The sequence below is a fragment of the Sphingomonas sp. AP4-R1 genome (genome assembly GCF_013113735.1).
Classification (GTDB): Bacteria; Pseudomonadota; Alphaproteobacteria; order Sphingomonadales; family Sphingomonadaceae; genus Sphingomonas_I.
Genome location: NZ_CP053346.1, coordinates 4,805,710 through 4,820,630, shown reverse-complemented (window position 1 = coordinate 4,820,630; position 14,921 = coordinate 4,805,710). Strand labels below are relative to the sequence as shown.

The following is a 14,921-nucleotide window of genomic DNA, read 5'->3' as shown; positions in this document are numbered from 1 at the left end:
ATGCGGGCGCGGCGCTCTTCTCCCACCCTCGCGCCGCGTCTCGCCGGCGCCTGCCTCGCGGGCCTTCTGGCCGGTGCGGCAGGCGCGCAGGCGCCGGCTCCCGCCGTCTCCGATCACCCCGTCGTCGAGGATCATTATCCCGCGCGGCAGGTGATGTTCGCGGGCGGCGTGACCGGACTGCCCGATCTCGTTTATGCCCAGCCGGCGGGCTTCCGGCCGCTGACGCTGGACGTCTATCTTCCTCCCCGAAGCCTGAAGCCGCCGCGAGGCGGCTTCCCTCTTATTCTCCATATCCACGGCGGCGGCTGGTCCGCCGGGCATAGCCGCCACTCGGGCGCGCTTTCGGACTTTCCGGCTGTCCTCGCGAGCTTGGCCGCCAAAGGCTATGTCGTCGCCTCGCTCAATTATCGGCTGAGCGGAGAAGCGCCGTTTCCGGCCGCCGAGAAGGACGTGAAGATCGCGCTGCGCTGGCTGCGCGCGCGGGCCGCCGACTATCGCATGGATCCGGACAGGGCCGGCGTCTGGGGTGGTTCGGCGGGCGGGCATCTCGCCGCGCTGGCCGCCGTCACCTGCAAGGATCCGACGCTCGATCCGGTCGGGCCGGTGCGGCCGGGCGCGATCGACGGGGAGGGGCGGCCGTTGCCGGCCAATCCGCTGGCCCCGCTCGCAGGCGTGTCCGATTGCGTGCAGGCGGCCGTCACCTGGTATGGCGTGTTCGATTTCGCCACGATCGACGCGCAGGCGAAGCGCCCCGTCGCGGGCCCGGGCGGCAATCCCCAGACCGCCTTCCTCGGCTGCACGGGGGGCGATTGCACCGCCGCGATCAAGGCGGCGAGCCCCGTGAGCTATGTCGATCCCTCCGATCCGCCGATGCTGCTGATCGCGGGCATGGCGGACCGGACCGTGCCCTATCAGCAGACCGTGGAGTTCGAAGCCGCGCTGAAGGCGGCGCGCGTGCCGGTTCGGACGATCCTGATCCCGGACGTGGACCACAGCTTCATCGGCAAGACGCCCGACGCGACGCGCGACGCGACGCTCAAGGCGCTCTCTGCCACCTTCGCCTTCTTCGACCAGACGTTACGCGACCAGAATCACTAAAAAAGATGGGAGATGTCGATGCGTAAGGTTCTTGCTTCCCTGTTGGCTGCCTCTTTGCTGGCGAGCACCTCCGCGCCCGCCGCGATGAATCCGATCGGCGGCGATCCGGTGACGATCGACAGCGGTCGCGTGTCCGGCACGATGCTGTCGTCCGGCGTGCGTGCCTATCTCGGCATTCCCTTCGCCGAGCCGCCGGTGGGCCAGCTGCGCTGGGCGGCGCCCAAGCCGGTCAAATGGGACGGCATCTTCAACGCCGATCGCAAGGGGCCGGAATGCATCCAGGTTCTGCGCCCGCACAACATCAACCATTATTTCGGCGAAGAGCCTTCGTCCGAAGACTGCCTCTACATGAACGTGTGGACGCCGCCTGCGGCGAAGCCGGGCGCGAAGCTGCCGGTGATCGTGTTCATCTATGGCGGCGGCTTCACGATCGGATCGTCGGGCATGGCCAATTATGATGGCGAGAATGTCGCCAAGGCCGGCGCTGTCTATGTGAACTTCAATTACCGGGTCGGCGCGATGGGCTTCCTCGCGCATCCCGAACTGACCGCCGAGCAGGGCGGCCATTCGGGCAATTATGCGCTGATGGATCAGGCGCTCGCGCTGAAGTGGATCCACGACAATATCGACAAGTTCGGCGGCGATCCCGCGAAGGTCCTGATCATGGGCCAGTCGGCGGGCGCGCGATCGGTGGCGCTGCAGATGTTCAATCCGATGGCGCGCGGGCTGTTCCGCGCGGCCGTCATGTCCAGCGGCTGCAATTTCGTGGGCGAGAGCCAGCTGGGCGGCACGATGATGACGTTGCCCGAGGCCGAGAAGGTCGGCCTCGCCTATCAGGAGAAACTGGGCGCGAAGAATCTGGAGGATCTGCGCGCCCTGCCGGCGGACAAGATCCTCTCGGTCCAGTCCGAGACGCAGGTGGGCGCGCGCGTCGAGGGCGTCCGCATCCAGGGCGCGATCGTCGACGGCTATGTGCTGCCCCGGCAGAATTTCGAGATGCTGGCATCGGGCGACATCGCGCGCGTGCCGATCATCGCGAGCTACAATAGCGACGATATCGACGCCGGCATGAGCCCGCTCAGCCGCGTGAAGACGGTCGCCGAATACAAGGCCACCGTGGAGAAGCTCTACGGGCCCAATGCCGAGGCCTATCTGAAGGCCTTCCCGATCGCGACCGATGCCGAGGTGCCGGCGCTCGCCAAGCGCTATGCGACGATGGCCGGGCTCGAGAAAAGCTCGCGCCAGTGCGCGCTCGCGATGCAGAAGCTGGGCGTGAACGGCTATGTCGACGAATATACGCGCAAGCATCCTTATGCGCCGGGCGTGAAGATCGCCGACCAGAATATCGAGACGGTCGGTGCCTATCACACGGCCGACATGCCATATTGGCTGAATACTCTGGATAAATATAACATGCTCCGCACCACCCGCGCCTGGACGCCGGGGGATCGGGAGCTGTCCGCCCAGATGCTCGGTGCGCTGATCGCCATGGCCGAGACGGGAAGCCCCAGCACCAAGGCTTTGCCGTGGACGCCGCTGACGATGAAGACCGACGCGAAGATGGACTTCGACGTGCCGGCCAGGATGGTGCCGCTCGACGGCAAGAAGCTCGACTGGCTGGTCGCGCACCCGGCCACGCCGGTCGCCAGGTCCACTACCCCCGACAGACCGCGCGACTGACCCACCCGCAAAGGACGATCGATGAAGCTGACAGCGATGTGCGTAGCGATGTTTCTGCCGATCGCGGCGGTGGGGGCGCAGGCTCCCGCCGCCGGGGCAGATCCGGCGGCCGATGCCGCCACCGCCGCTTTGATCCAGAAGAGCTGCGCCGCCTGTCATCCGATCACGCAGGTCACCGCCGCGCGCAAATCGCGCGACGACTGGGGCGCCACGCTCGACAAGATGATCGGCTTCGGCGCCCAGATTGCCGACAAGGATTATGACGCGATGCTCGATTATCTGGCGCGCCATCAGGGGGTGGAGAAGAAATGATGCGGCGCTCGCTCTCCTTCGCGGCGCTGCTGGCCGCCGCCGTCGCGATGCCTGCGCTGGCGGCCGACGGCACCGATTGGCCCACCTACGGGCATGACAAGGGCGGCGCGCGCTTCACGCCGCTGGGCGAGATCACGCCCGCCAACGTGGCGAAGCTCGCGCCCGCCTGGACCTATCATATGAAGCCCGCCGCCACGGCGGGGGAGCAGGCGCAGGGCGCGGGCGAAGCGCAGCAGCGCGCGGCGGAGGGCGTGGGCATGCGCCGCCCGCGCAGCCGCTTCTCGCAATCCGAGACGACGCCGATCGTGGTCGGCAACGTCATGTATCTCAGCACGCCCTATTCGCGCGTCGTGGCGATCGATGCGACGACGGGCGCGGAGATCTGGTCGCGCGAGATTCCGGGGCCGGGCCAGCCCTCGCTGCGCGGCGTGGAATATTGGCCGGGCGACGCGAAGATGGGCGCCCGCATCCTGTTCGGCACGCGCGACGGGCGGCTGGTGGCGCTGGACGCGAAGACCGGCGCCTTCGCGGAAGGCTTCGGAGCCAGCGGCATCGTCGAGCTGAAGACGCCGGAGATCCTGCAGGGCCAGCCGGCCGGCTATTATGGCATGAGTTCGCCGCCCTTCGTGTGGCGGGATCTCGTCATCACCGGCTCCGCCACGCCCGAATTTCCCGCGAAAGGGCCCGCAGGCGATATCCGCGCGTGGGATGTGCGGACGGGCAAGCTCGTCTGGACCTTCCACACCGTGCCCCGCGCGGGCGAGCCCGGCTTCGACACGTGGGAGCCCGGCAGCGCGGAGCGGCGGACCGGCGTGAACAATTGGGGCTTCATGACAGCGGATGCCGCGCGTGGCATCCTCTATCTGCCGCTCGGCGCGCCCAGCTTCGATCGCTATGGCGGCGACCGGAAGGGCGACAATCTCTACGGCACCTCGGTGGTCGCGCTGGATGCGGCGACGGGCAAGCTCAAATGGCATTTCCAGATCGTCCATCACGACATCTGGGACGGCGATGCCGAGGCGGCGCCCGCGCTGCTGGAGGTGAAGAAAGGCGGCAAGACGATCCCGGCGGTCGGCGTCGTCTCCAAGAGCGGATTGTTCTTCGTGCTGGATCGCCTGACCGGCAAGCCGATCCTGCCGGTCGAGGAGCGGCCGGTGCCGCCGAGCGACGTGCCGGGCGAGAAGACGTCGCCCACGCAGCCCTTCCCGGTCGCGACGCCGCCGCTCGTCCGCACCCATTTCGATCCAAAGACCGACATCGCCGATGTCGCCCCGGGCCTGAAGGACTGGTGCGCGAAGTGGATCGCGGACAACAATATGAAGTCCGGCGACATCTACATGCCCGTCGCCTTCAACCGGACGACGATCAGCCTGCCCGGCCTGCAGGGCGGCGCGAACTGGGGCGGCATGTCCTACAGCGCGCAGTTGGGCCTCGTCTTCGTCAACACGAACGAGCTGGGGCAGGTGACCTCCTTGGTGCCCGCCGCCGCCGGATCGCCTCTGCCCTATGAGCGCGGCGCGCCCAGCGCGCGCTTCTCCCAGCCCGACACGAAGCTGATGTGTCAGGCACCGCCCTGGGGTCAGCTCAGCGCGATCGATATCAACACCGGCAAGATCGCCTGGCACGTGCCGCTGGGCGTGAGCGACAACGTGCCCGCCGAGAACGCCAAGACCGGCCGCCCCAATATCGGCGGATCGATCGTCACGGCGAGCGGTCTCGTCTTCATCGGCGCGTCGGACGATGCGCGCTTCCGCGCCTTCGATGCGAAGACGGGCAAGGAAGTGTGGACGGTGAAGCTCGATGCCTCGGCCCATGCCACCCCCGTTTCCTATCGGGGCGCGGATGGCCGCCAATATGTTACGGTCGTCGCGACGGGGGGCTCTTTCCTCGATAGCCCGATCAACAGCGACGCCGTCGTCGCCTTTGCGCTGCCCAAGTAAGGAAGATCATGTCCGGTACGATCCACGTTCTGAATGGCCCCAACCTCGGTCTGCTCGGGGTGCGCGAGCCTGAAATCTACGGCACGGCGACGCTCGCCGATCTGGAGCGGGAATGCCGCGCCATCGCCGAGCCCGCCGGTTTCGACATCGTCTTCAAGCAGACCGATGCCGAGCATGAGATGGTGCATTTCTTTCACGCTGCACGCGTCGGCGCGGCGGGTGTCGTCTTCAATCCGGCCGCCTTCACCTATGCCGCCTATCCGGTGCTGGACGCGCTGAAGATGTGCGACTGCCCGATCGTGGAGGTCCATATCTCCAACATCCACCGGCGCGAGGCCGAGTGGCGCTCCAAGTCGATCATGACGCAGGCGGTGACGGGCATCGTCAGCGGCCTCGGCATCGACGGTTACGGGCTGGCGGTGCGCCACATCATCCGGCTGCGATCGACCCAGCCATGAGCCTCGCGACAGCGCCCGCCCGCGCCACGCCTCGGGCCACCAGGGTCCGGTTCACCATCCTCGCGCTCGTGACGGGCGCGACGATGCTGAACTATCTGGATCGTGCCGTGATGAGCGTCGCGGCCAAGCCGATGACGGAGGAACTCGGCATCACCCCCGCCGTGCTGGGCGTGATCTTCTCGGCCTTCTCCTGGACGTACGCCGCCTCGCAGATACCGGGCGGCCTGTTGCTCGATCGGCTGGGCACGCGGCTCACTTATGCGCTGTCGCTCACTTTCTGGTCCGCCTTCACGCTGCTGCACGGCTTCGCCAATTCGATCGGCACGCTGATCGGGCTGCGCTTCGGCCTCGGCGTGGCGGAGGCGCCCTGCTACCCCTGCAACAGCCGCATCCTGGCGAGCTGGTTTCCGCAGACGGAGCGGGCGGGCGCCACCGGCGTCTACTCGATCGGCCAATATTTCGGCCTCGCCTTCATGAGCCCGATCCTGTTCTGGATCGTCGCGCACTGGGGCTGGCGCTCCCTGTTTGTGCTCGTGGGTGCGATCGGCATCGCCTACGGACTGTTCTGGTACGCGGTCTATCGCGATCCGACGCATGCGAAGCGGATCAACGAGGCCGAGCGTCGGCATATCGCGGCCGGCGGCGGGCTGGAGAGCAAGGTGTCGCCCCGTTTTTCGTGGGCCGATATGGGCCGGCTGTTCCTGAAGCGGCAGATCCTCGGCGCGTCGATCGGCCAGTTCTGCAGCAATTCGGCCCTGGTGTTCCTGATCACCTGGTTCCCCACCTATCTGGCCACCGAGCGCCACATGGATTTCGTGAAGTCGGGCTTCTTCGTGGCGCTGCCCTATGTGACGGCGTCGGCGGGCGTGCTGCTGGGCGGGCTGCTGTCGGACTGGCTGATCCGGCGGACGGGATCGCCCACCATCGGCCGCAAGGCGCCGATCGTGGCGGGGCTGCTGCTGATTTCCACGATCCTGTCGCTCAACTTCGTCGAGGACAATACGATCCTGATCCTGATCATGTCGGTGGCGACGTTCGGGCAGGGGATCTGCAATCTGGGCTGGACGCTGATTTCGGACGTGGCGCCCAAATCGCACATCGGCCTCACCAGCGGCATCTTCAATCTGTGCGCGAACATCGCCGGCATCGTCACGCCGATCGTGATCGGGGTGGTGGTGCAGGCGAGCGGCTCCTTCCACGGGGCGCTGGCCTATATCGGCGCGGTCGCACTGGTGGGGGCCGCCTCGTACATCTTCATCATCGGACCGGTGGAGCGCCTGACGCTCGACGAAATACCGGCATAAGGGAGAGACAGATGCGGATCGGATCGGTCATACGGACGGGGCTGGCGGGCCTCGCGATGCTCTGCGGCGGCGGTTGGCTGGCGGCGCAGACTCCCGCTCCCATGCCGCAGCCAGGCGCCACCGCCGCGATCCCGCCGGGCACCTATGCGCCCGGCCGCCGCATGCCCGGCTATGAGGATCCCTATGCGGGCAAGAAGCGCGTGCTGCTCGTCGCCGATCTCCACACCGGCAACCAGAATGCGCATGACGCGGTGAGCCACGCCATGGCCACGCTGGAGCGGATCACGCGCGCGGCGGGCATCGTCCTCTACATCCGCACCGATACCGAATGGGTGACGAAGCAGGAGGTGTGGGGCACGGGCGATTATGCGAAGGGCGGCCGGCGTCAGGCGCGCGGTCGCAACCTGAAGGATTTCGACGCCGTCGTCTTCTACACCAACGGCGATCTCGATCTGTCGGACGAGCAGAAGGCGGCGTTGCTGGGCTTCGTGCATGACGACGGCAAGGGCTTCGTCGGCATCCATACCGCGACCGCGACGGCATCCAAGTGGCCCGAATATGGCGCGATGATCGGCGCCTATTTCGACAATCACCCCTGGGGCATCGTCGATGCGAAAGTGATCGTGGAGCGGCCCGACGCGCCGGAGATGAAGGGTTATCTGAAAAGCCCGATCGTGAAGGACGAGCATTATCAGATGATGGCGCCCTATGATCGCGCCAACCTCGACGTGCTGGCCCGGATCGATACCAAATCGGTCGATCTGAAGAACCCGAACGTCCACCGCACCGACGGCGATTTCCCGGTCGCGTGGATCAAGGATTACGGCAAGGGCCGCGTCTTCTATTCGGGCCTCGGCCATTCGGATGCCTCATGGGACGATCCGCGCCAGCAGACGATGTTCCTCGAGGCGATCAAGTGGGCGGCGGGCGTGACGGATTATCCGGTGCGGCCGCATCCTCTGCCTGGAAAATAGCCGCTCGACAGGATTTCCGCCGCGACCTACCCCACGCGGCATGAGCGGGCTGGGTGGTGTGACGCGATGAACGCGCAGGTGGGCGGCAAGAAGGCCCATGGGCTGGCCGGACACGAACGGCTGCACTCGGCCGTCGCGCGCGAGATCGCGGTGGCGATCCTGACCGGCGGCTATCGGCCGGGCGAAACTTTGGTGGGCGAGAATGGCGCGAGCGAGGCGCTGGGCGTCTCGCGCGCCGCCTATCGCGAGGCGATCCGCATCCTCGTGGCCAAGGGGCTGGTCGAGAGCCGCCCCAAGACGGGCACGCGCGTCTGCCCGCGCAGCCGCTGGAACCTGCTCGATCCCGACGTGCTGGGCTGGGCGCTGGAGAATGATCCGGCGCCCGCTTTCCTGCGCGAATTGTTCGAGCTGCGCCTGACGATCGAGCCGCGCCTCGCGGAACTGGCGGCGGAGCGGCGATCGGGTGACGATCTGGCGCGGATGGGCGCGGCCCTGCTCGATATGGAGCGGCACGAGCCGGACAGCGAGGCGGCCGAGGATGCGGATCGCCGCTTCCACGCCGCGCTGGCGACGGCGGCGGGCAACGAACTGATGGGGCAACTGACCGCCACGATCGGCGTCTCGGTCGGTTATGTCGCGCGCACCAAGAGGCAGGCGCACGAGCATCGCGATTCCACCGGCGATCACCGGCTGCTGATGGGGGCGATCGAAGCGTCCGACCCGCGGGAGGCGCGCGCGATCGCCGCGCGCATCATTTCGCGGGGGCTGGCCGATCTCCATCTGGATCGCTGAAGGTCAGCTCCACCTTCAGCCCGTTCGGATCGGTGATGTTGAGCTGGGTGAGCCCGCGCGCCGCGATGCGGATGCGCTGATAGGGCACGCCCTGCGCGTCCAGCCGGGCGATGCAGCTGTCGAGGCCCGAGCAATCCAGCGCGAAATGATCGAGCCGGCTGCCGCCGCCGTGCGGGTGGACGGCCTCGCCCTCGATCGGCCCGTTCACATGGATGATCGGATCGCCCGCCTCGTCATGCAGCCACACATTCTGCGGCCGCGCCTGCGAGGAGACGGCGGGCCCGGCGCGCAGGCCAAGGCAGGCTTCGTAGAAGGCGATCGTCTCCGCGAAGGCGGGCGTGCGGATGTTCACATGGCCAAGGCGGTCGACGCGCATTCTCTCTCTCCTGTTGGCAGCACCGACCTCATCCCGTTCGCACTGAGCTTGTCGAAGTGCCGTTCTTTCTTTTTCCCCGCACAAAGGAAGGACAGTGCTTCGACAAGCTCAGCACGAACGGGAATTGGGATCAGGTCGCTGTTTAATCCGCCTCTGTCAGCGGCCGGAAGCGGCTTTGCGCCGCCAGCCGGATCGGGGCGTTGGGCGCGCCATAGCCGTCGTAACCGACGCGCTCGACATATTCGAAGAAGAAGGTACGGGCGAAGGCGCGGCTGTAGAGCTGGGCATAGCGGCCGCCCTCGGCATCCTCGTCCAGCATGATGTCGAAGCGGCGCGCGGCGTCGCTCTGCTCGGGCGAGAGCGCGAAGCGAACCTCGGCATCGTCCTGATAATTTTCCGGCACGGGCAGGCGGGGAAGGCCGCGCGCGTCCAGCGCCCGCGCGGCCTGCGTCATGTCCGCCACCGCCAGCGCGATATGCTGGAAGCCCGCGCCGAATGAATGACTGAGGAAGCGCGCCGACAGCGCGCCGCGCGCATCCGTGCTGTTCAGCGTCAGGCGGAACGTGCCGCTCGGATTCTGGATCGCCTGCGACTGGACGAGGCCGTTGGGATCGATCACGTCCTGCGGCTGCTGCACGCGCACGTCGAACAGGACGCGCCAATAGAGCTGCCACGACAGGAACTCGTCATTGTGGACGACGGCGGCGAGGTGATCGATGCCGGTGACGCCCACGGCCGCGCCGGGGCTACCGGCGTCGATCGTGTCGAACTCGCCGTCCCACACGCCGGCCACGTCGGCGGAGTCGAGAACATAAACGAGGCTGCCGGCCACGCCGCGCAAGGCGGGCATGGCGGGAATGTCGGTCGGATGCTCGGTTATGCCGAGCGCGCGGGCGCGGGCGATCGTCGCGGCCTGATCCGCCACGGCGAGGCCGATCGCGCAGATCGATGTGCCGTGCGTCAGGCGATAGGCGTGGGCGAACCCTTCCTGCTCGAAATTCAGCACGAAGCGCGCGGCGCCGTTGCACCACAGGTCCACCGCCTTGTCGCGATGCGATCCGGCGGGCGCGAAGCCGGCCGAGCGCAGCAAAGCCTCCAGCGGCTCGCGATCCGCCTCGTCCACCGCGAATTCGACGAACTCGACATGATCGATCTGCGCGGGTGGCGGCATCGTGACAGGTGCGCCGATCGATCGCGCGGCGGCGTCGCGGATCGCGGTGAGCGAGCGGAGGCCGTCCTGCGCGACCATCAAAGCCGAATTGGCGCGGAAACGATCGTTGAAGATCTCCAGGCTCAGCGGCCCCTCATAGCCCAGCCGGAACAGCTCCCCGACATAGCCGGTGAGATCAAAGCCGCCCTGGCCCGGCAGGTTGCGGAAGTGGCGGCTCCAGTAGAGCAGGTCCATCGACAGGATCGGCGCGTCGGCCAGTTGCACGAACACGATCTTCTCCGGCCGGATCTCGCGCAGGCTTTCGATCGGGATGCCGCGCGAGAGCGAGTGGAAGCTGTCGAGCAGGATGCCGATATTCGGGTGATCCACCTTCTGGACGATCCGCCACGCATCGCGATGATCGAAGATATGGCGTGCCCAGGCGAGCGCTTCGTAGCCGACGGTGACGCCGTAGCGGGCGGCGAGATCGCCGAGGTCGCGCAGGTCCGCCACCATCCGGTCCTCGTCGGGCGAGGCGAGGGGCGAGCAATTGGTGCAGAGCAGGATGCGATCGCAGCCCAGCACCTGCATCACCTGGAATTTCTGCTCGATCCGCTGGAAGGCGCGGGTGCGCTGCGGCTCGGGCATGCCCTCCAGATCGCGGAACGGTTGGTAGAGCACGCAGGCGAGGCCGAGGTCGTCCATCAGCGCGCGCACCTGGCGGGCGGTGAGATCCGAGGCGAGGAAATCCTGATCGAAGATCTCGACCGCCGTGAAGCCGGCGGCGGCGGCGGCGCGGAGCTTGTCCTCCAATGTGCCGCTTATCGAAACGGTGGCGATCGCGTCGATCATTGCGGGAACTCCTCTGCCAGCACCGCCACTGTCGCGTGAGTCGAGCGATAGCACGAGATGGCGATATCTTCCTCAGCGATACCCAAATGGTATATGTCTCCTCACGGACTTCCCCTTGGTCATCCCGGCGGAAGCCGGGATCCACGTTGCGGCTCGGTCTAAAGGGGATCGTTTGCCGCGAGATGGATCCCGGCTTTCGCCGGGATGACGGGAGAGAGAGTAAGCGGGACCGAACCACCATGCTCAACGCGCGCCATGTCGAAGCCCTTCACGCCGTGATGCGCGCGGGCAGCGTGCGGGGCGCGGCGCAGATGCTGGGCGTGGCGCAGCCGGGGCTCAGCCGGATGATCAAGCATATCGAGGATCGGCTGGGCTTCGCTCTGTTCGATCGCTCCAGCGGTAGGCTGGTGCCGACGCAGGAGGCGCACCTGCTCGCACGCCATATCGAGGAGGTGCACAAGGGGCTGATCGATCTGGATCAGGTCGCGCGGCGCCTCGCCTCGGGGGACCGGCGGCTGTTCCGCATCGCCGCCTCGCCCTCGCTCGGCCATTCGATCGTGCCGGAGATGCTGGCGAAGCTGGTGGAACGACACCCCGGCGTGGTCCTCCAGTTCGACATCCTCTCGGTCGAGCAGACCGACGATTATCTGGAGCTGGGGCGCGGCGACTTCACGCTGACCGTGTTCGCGATGACGAGCCCGTCGATCCATTCGGTGAAGCTGGGCGCCGCGCCACTGGTGCTGGCGGTGCATGCGGACGATCCGCTGGCGGCGGAGGCGCGGGTGACGCCCGCGATGCTGGCGGAGGCGCCCTTCGTCACGTTCCGCGAGGATACGCCGCACGGCCGCGCCATCGCGGCGACGATGGGTGGCCATCCCGCCAATGTCCGGGCCTATGTGCGCTTCGGCGAGACGGCGCTGGCCTTCGTCGCGCGCAGGCTGGGCGTGGCGATCATCGACGCGTTCACGGCCGAGCAGGCGCGCGACCCGGCGATCCGGATCGTGCCGATCGAGGGCGCGGGCGCGCTTCCCGTCCACCTCAACCGCAACCTCAGCACGCCCCGATCGGCGATCGGCACGAGCTTTCAGGCGATCGCGCGCGCGATGCTGCGCCGGGAAAGGCCGATTGCGACGGCGAAGCCGTAACGGTCAGCCGGCGGCGAGCCTCCGCTCGATCCCGGTCCACAATTCGGCGATCGCCTTGGCCGGGGCGCTCTTCGGAGCATAGGCGCCGACGGGGGCGTGGCGTTCGGCCATCTGCTCCATCGCGCTCGCCATCGGCACGACGGGCGTGTCCGGGGCGGTATCCAGCGCCTGACGGTGCGACAGGCGGCGGCGATCGACGAGATTGAAGACGGGCAGGATCGGCGGGCCGGCCTTGCGGCGCTCGTTCAGATGCTGGCGCAGTTCCTCGCCCGTCCGCATCGAGAGCGCGGAGGGGATCATCGGCAGCACGATCAGCGAGGATCCCTGGATGATCTGGTCCGCGGTGATGCCGAGACCGGGCGGGCAATCGACGATGATGCGATCGTAGAGCCCGGCCAGTTCGCCCGCGATCTTCTGCAGCCTTTTCTTCGCGCCGAGCTCGGCGAACAGCAGATCGAGCGTGCGGAGCGATTCGTCGGCGGGTAGCAGATCGAGCTGGGGGATGGCCGTCTTCACGATCAGCTTCTCGGGCGCCACGTCGCGCTCGATCACCTCGCTCGCTTTCTTGCCGATCTTGCGATCGGGGGCGAGGATGAAGCTTGCCGCGCCCTGACCGTCCAGATCCCACAGCAAGGTGCGGCGGGAGGAAAGCGTCGCGGACGCCCAGGCGAGATTGACCGACAGGCTCGTCTTACCGACGCCGCCCTTGGAACTGTAAACCGTAATCGTCGCCATTCTTTTCTCTATACGGATGGGAGCCGCGCGCTCTGGTCGTAGGATGGTGGCGCGGAACGGCGGCGGCCGCAACCCGTCGTCAGGCGGCGCGGGCGAGGCTTTCGTCGGGCTTGGCGAGCGCCGCGTAGAATTGATCGGTGCAGGCGTCCCACGAATAGCGCCGCCCCTCGGCCGCACAGGCCGACCGATCGGTGGAAAGCGCGGCCATGATCGCGGCATCCAGATCGTCGCGCAGCGCGCCGATCTGCGCGCCGGCCCGTCCGCCTGCGCCACGGCCCATGCCGCCGATCACGTCGAGCGGACCCGGCACCGGGAAAGCCGCGACCGGCACGCCCGAAGCCAATGCCTCGATCATGACCAGACCGAACGTGTCGGTGAGGCTGGGGAAGACGAACACGTCCGCCCCCGCATAGACCGAAGCCAGTTCCACGCCGTGCAGCGCGCCGAAAAACACCGCGTCCGGAAAGCGCCGCGCCAGCATCGCGCGCGCAGGGCCGTCACCCACGACGACCTTGGTGCCCGGCACCCTGGAGGCGAGGAATGCCTCGATATTCTTCTCGACCGCGACGCGCCCGACATAGAGCTGGATCGGCCCCTTGAGGGCGGCGAGCTTCGGATGCGGCGCATTGCCGGGCGTGAACAGCGCGAGATCCACGCCGCGCGACCAGCGTTGCGTCTGCGGCAGGCCGTGCGCGGCCAGCTCCGCCGAGAGCGTCTCGGTGGCGACCATGATCGCGTGCGCGGGGCGGTGGAAGCGTTCGAGGATCGGCCAGAACCAGGCGGCGGGAAGCCCCGTGCGCATCGCCACATAATCGGGGAAGCGCGTGTGGAAGCTGGTCGTGAACGGACGGCCGTGGGCGAGGCACCATTTGCGCGCGGCCCAGCCGAGCGAGCCTTCGGTCGCGATATGCACCGCATCCGGCGCGGCCCGGTCCAGCCTGTCCGCCACGGCGCGGTTGCAGCCGAGCGCGAGCCGGATTTCGGGATACGTAGGGCAGGCGATCGTGCGGAAGCCGTCCGGCGTGATCGTCTCGATCTCATGCCCGCGCCCGCGCAACGTCGCGACGGTCGTCTGCAGCGTGCGGACGACGCCGTTGACCTGCGGCGCCCAGGCGTCCGAAACCAGCGCGATCTTCACGCGGGCACCAGCTCAAGGTTCGGAGCGGTATCGGCCGCGGGCTTTTCCATCGCTTCGAGCCGGCGCTTCTCGGCCCAGTCGATCACTTCGATCGTGCCGTCGGCATGCTCGACCAGCGCGGTGCAGCTCTCCACCCAGTCGCCGTCATTATAATAGGTGATGTCGCCGAACTGCCGGATCTCGGCCGAATGGATGTGGCCGCAGACCACGCCGTCCACGCCGCGCTCCTGCGCGGCATGCGCCACGACTTCCTCGTAGCGGCAGATGAACTGGACGGCGTTCTTGACCTTCTTCTTCAAATGCGCGGCGAGCGACCAGTAAGGCAGGCCGAACTTGCGGCGGACCCAGTTCACGCTGGCATTCGCCTTGAGCAGCATCACGTAGGCACTGTCGCCGAGGAAGGCGAGCCAGCGGGCATAGAGCACGACGCCGTCGAACTGATCGCCGTGCAGCACCAGCAGGCGGCGGCCGTCGGCGGTGGTGTGGATCACCTCGTCCGCGATCGTGATGTCGCCGAAGCCGAGGCCCGTATAATCGCGGAAGATCTCGTCGTGATTGCCCGGAATATAGACGACGTCGGTGCCGTGCTTCGCCATCTTCAGGATGCGACGGACGATGTCGTTATGGCGGGGCGGCCAGTACCATCCCTTCTTCAGCTGCCACGCATCGACGATGTCGCCGACGAGATACAAGGTCTCGCACTTGATCGATTTGAGGAAATCGATGAGCAGTTCCGCATTGCAGCCCGGCGTGCCGAGATGAATGTCCGAAATCCAGATGGTGCGATACGACGTGCGCGAACGATGTGACTTCGTTTCGCCATCATGATCCTGTTCCGGCTCCAGCAGCCAGCCGGGTACGCGTGGAACGGACCGCTTCGCGGCGGGCCGGGCAGGGGGACGGACAGGGTGGGCGGGGCGCAGATCGCGCTTCGCTTCCGGCTGAGACATCTCGCCTCTTCTCCTCG

Annotated in this window: 14 protein-coding genes; 9 read left to right on the top strand and 5 right to left on the bottom strand. The window is 67.3% G+C overall.

Annotated features, from left to right (window positions below):
* The 8 genes from HL653_RS21855 to HL653_RS21820 all read left to right on the top strand — a co-directional run bounded on the left by HL653_RS21855 (position 1) and on the right by HL653_RS21820 (position 8,558).
* The gene (locus HL653_RS21855; RefSeq protein WP_171746363.1) at positions 1-1,098 is read left to right on the top strand and encodes an alpha/beta hydrolase; all 1,098 of its coding nucleotides are present in this window, start codon (positions 1-3) and stop codon (positions 1,096-1,098) included.
* A gap of 18 nt (positions 1,099-1,116) precedes the next feature.
* Positions 1,117-2,778 carry a carboxylesterase/lipase family protein gene (locus HL653_RS21850; protein WP_171746362.1) on the top strand — a complete coding sequence of 554 codons (1,662 nt, stop codon included), beginning with the start codon at positions 1,117-1,119 and terminating at the stop codon, positions 2,776-2,778.
* 21 nt (positions 2,779-2,799) lie between these two features.
* The gene (locus HL653_RS21845) at positions 2,800-3,090 is read left to right on the top strand and encodes a hypothetical protein (RefSeq protein ID WP_171746361.1); all 291 of its coding nucleotides are present in this window, start codon (positions 2,800-2,802) and stop codon (positions 3,088-3,090) included.
* Positions 3,087-5,030 carry a pyrroloquinoline quinone-dependent dehydrogenase gene (locus tag HL653_RS21840; RefSeq protein WP_171746360.1) on the top strand — a complete coding sequence of 648 codons (1,944 nt, stop codon included), beginning with the start codon at positions 3,087-3,089 and terminating at the stop codon, positions 5,028-5,030. The genes HL653_RS21845 and HL653_RS21840 overlap by 4 nt, the downstream gene beginning before the upstream one ends.
* Positions 5,031-5,038: 8 nt before the next feature.
* Positions 5,039-5,488 (top strand): type II 3-dehydroquinate dehydratase, encoded by a 450-nt coding sequence (locus HL653_RS21835; RefSeq protein WP_171746359.1) that lies wholly within the window; start codon positions 5,039-5,041, stop codon positions 5,486-5,488.
* Positions 5,485-6,792, top strand: a complete 1,308-nt coding sequence (locus tag HL653_RS21830) for an MFS transporter (protein ID WP_171746358.1) — start codon at positions 5,485-5,487, stop codon at positions 6,790-6,792. Before HL653_RS21835 ends, HL653_RS21830 begins: the two co-directional genes overlap by 4 nt.
* Positions 6,793-6,803: 11 nt before the next feature.
* Entirely contained in the window at positions 6,804-7,766 is a 963-nt protein-coding gene (locus HL653_RS21825; protein WP_171746357.1) for a ThuA domain-containing protein, read from the top strand.
* 66 nt (positions 7,767-7,832) lie between these two features.
* Positions 7,833-8,558, top strand: a complete 726-nt coding sequence (locus tag HL653_RS21820; protein ID WP_171746356.1) for a FadR/GntR family transcriptional regulator — start codon at positions 7,833-7,835, stop codon at positions 8,556-8,558.
* Here the strand turns inward: HL653_RS21820 and HL653_RS21815 are convergent.
* Both HL653_RS21815 and HL653_RS21810 read right to left on the bottom strand, forming a co-directional pair.
* Positions 8,518-8,934, bottom strand: a complete 417-nt coding sequence (locus tag HL653_RS21815; RefSeq protein WP_171746355.1) for a VOC family protein — start codon at positions 8,932-8,934, stop codon at positions 8,518-8,520. The two genes, HL653_RS21820 and HL653_RS21815, sit on opposite strands and share 41 nt — an antisense overlap.
* 142 nt (positions 8,935-9,076) lie before the next feature.
* Complete coding sequence (locus HL653_RS21810) at positions 9,077-10,936, bottom strand: bifunctional sugar phosphate isomerase/epimerase/4-hydroxyphenylpyruvate dioxygenase family protein (protein WP_171746354.1); 1,860 nt, start codon at positions 10,934-10,936, stop codon at positions 9,077-9,079.
* 239 nt (positions 10,937-11,175) lie between these two features.
* On the opposite strand from HL653_RS21810, the gene HL653_RS21805 reads away from it, so the two are divergent.
* Entirely contained in the window at positions 11,176-12,081 is a 906-nt protein-coding gene (locus HL653_RS21805) for a LysR family transcriptional regulator (protein ID WP_171746353.1), read from the top strand.
* Between the two features lie 3 nt (positions 12,082-12,084).
* Here the strand turns inward: HL653_RS21805 and HL653_RS21800 are convergent, their stop codons facing one another.
* The 3 genes from HL653_RS21800 to HL653_RS21790 form a co-directional block, all read right to left on the bottom strand.
* Complete coding sequence (locus tag HL653_RS21800) at positions 12,085-12,816, bottom strand: ParA family protein (RefSeq protein ID WP_171746352.1); 732 nt, start codon at positions 12,814-12,816, stop codon at positions 12,085-12,087.
* Between the two features lie 79 nt (positions 12,817-12,895).
* On the bottom strand, positions 12,896-13,954 hold the full coding sequence (locus HL653_RS21795; protein ID WP_171746351.1) for a glycosyltransferase family 1 protein: 1,059 nt from the start codon (positions 13,952-13,954) through the stop codon (positions 12,896-12,898).
* Positions 13,951-14,904 (bottom strand): UDP-2,3-diacylglucosamine diphosphatase, encoded by a 954-nt coding sequence (locus tag HL653_RS21790; RefSeq protein ID WP_171746350.1) that lies wholly within the window; start codon positions 14,902-14,904, stop codon positions 13,951-13,953. Before HL653_RS21790 ends, HL653_RS21795 begins: the two co-directional genes overlap by 4 nt.
* Positions 14,905-14,921 lie beyond the last annotated feature (17 nt).

Excerpts from the sequence above, each read along its gene's own strand:
- HL653_RS21800 (WP_171746352.1), bottom strand. The coding sequence starts at position 12,816 with ATGGCGACGATTACGGTTTACAGTTCCAAGGGCGGCGTCGGTAAGACG.
- HL653_RS21810 (WP_171746354.1), bottom strand. The coding sequence starts at position 10,936 with ATGATCGACGCGATCGCCACCGTTTCGATAAGCGGCACATTGGAGGAC.
- HL653_RS21790 (WP_171746350.1), bottom strand. The coding sequence starts at position 14,904 with ATGTCTCAGCCGGAAGCGAAGCGCGATCTGCGCCCCGCCCACCCTGTC.
- HL653_RS21855 (WP_171746363.1), top strand. The coding sequence starts at position 1 with ATGCGGGCGCGGCGCTCTTCTCCCACCCTCGCGCCGCGTCTCGCCGGC.
- HL653_RS21845 (WP_171746361.1), top strand. The coding sequence starts at position 2,800 with ATGAAGCTGACAGCGATGTGCGTAGCGATGTTTCTGCCGATCGCGGCG.
- HL653_RS21840 (WP_171746360.1), top strand. The coding sequence starts at position 3,087 with ATGATGCGGCGCTCGCTCTCCTTCGCGGCGCTGCTGGCCGCCGCCGTC.
- HL653_RS21825 (WP_171746357.1), top strand. The coding sequence starts at position 6,804 with ATGCGGATCGGATCGGTCATACGGACGGGGCTGGCGGGCCTCGCGATG.
- HL653_RS21815 (WP_171746355.1), bottom strand. The coding sequence starts at position 8,934 with ATGCGCGTCGACCGCCTTGGCCATGTGAACATCCGCACGCCCGCCTTC.
- HL653_RS21820 (WP_171746356.1), top strand. The coding sequence starts at position 7,833 with ATGAACGCGCAGGTGGGCGGCAAGAAGGCCCATGGGCTGGCCGGACAC.
- HL653_RS21835 (WP_171746359.1), top strand. The coding sequence starts at position 5,039 with ATGTCCGGTACGATCCACGTTCTGAATGGCCCCAACCTCGGTCTGCTC.
- HL653_RS21850 (WP_171746362.1), top strand. The coding sequence starts at position 1,117 with ATGCGTAAGGTTCTTGCTTCCCTGTTGGCTGCCTCTTTGCTGGCGAGC.
- HL653_RS21805 (WP_171746353.1), top strand. The coding sequence starts at position 11,176 with ATGCTCAACGCGCGCCATGTCGAAGCCCTTCACGCCGTGATGCGCGCG.
- HL653_RS21830 (WP_171746358.1), top strand. The coding sequence starts at position 5,485 with ATGAGCCTCGCGACAGCGCCCGCCCGCGCCACGCCTCGGGCCACCAGG.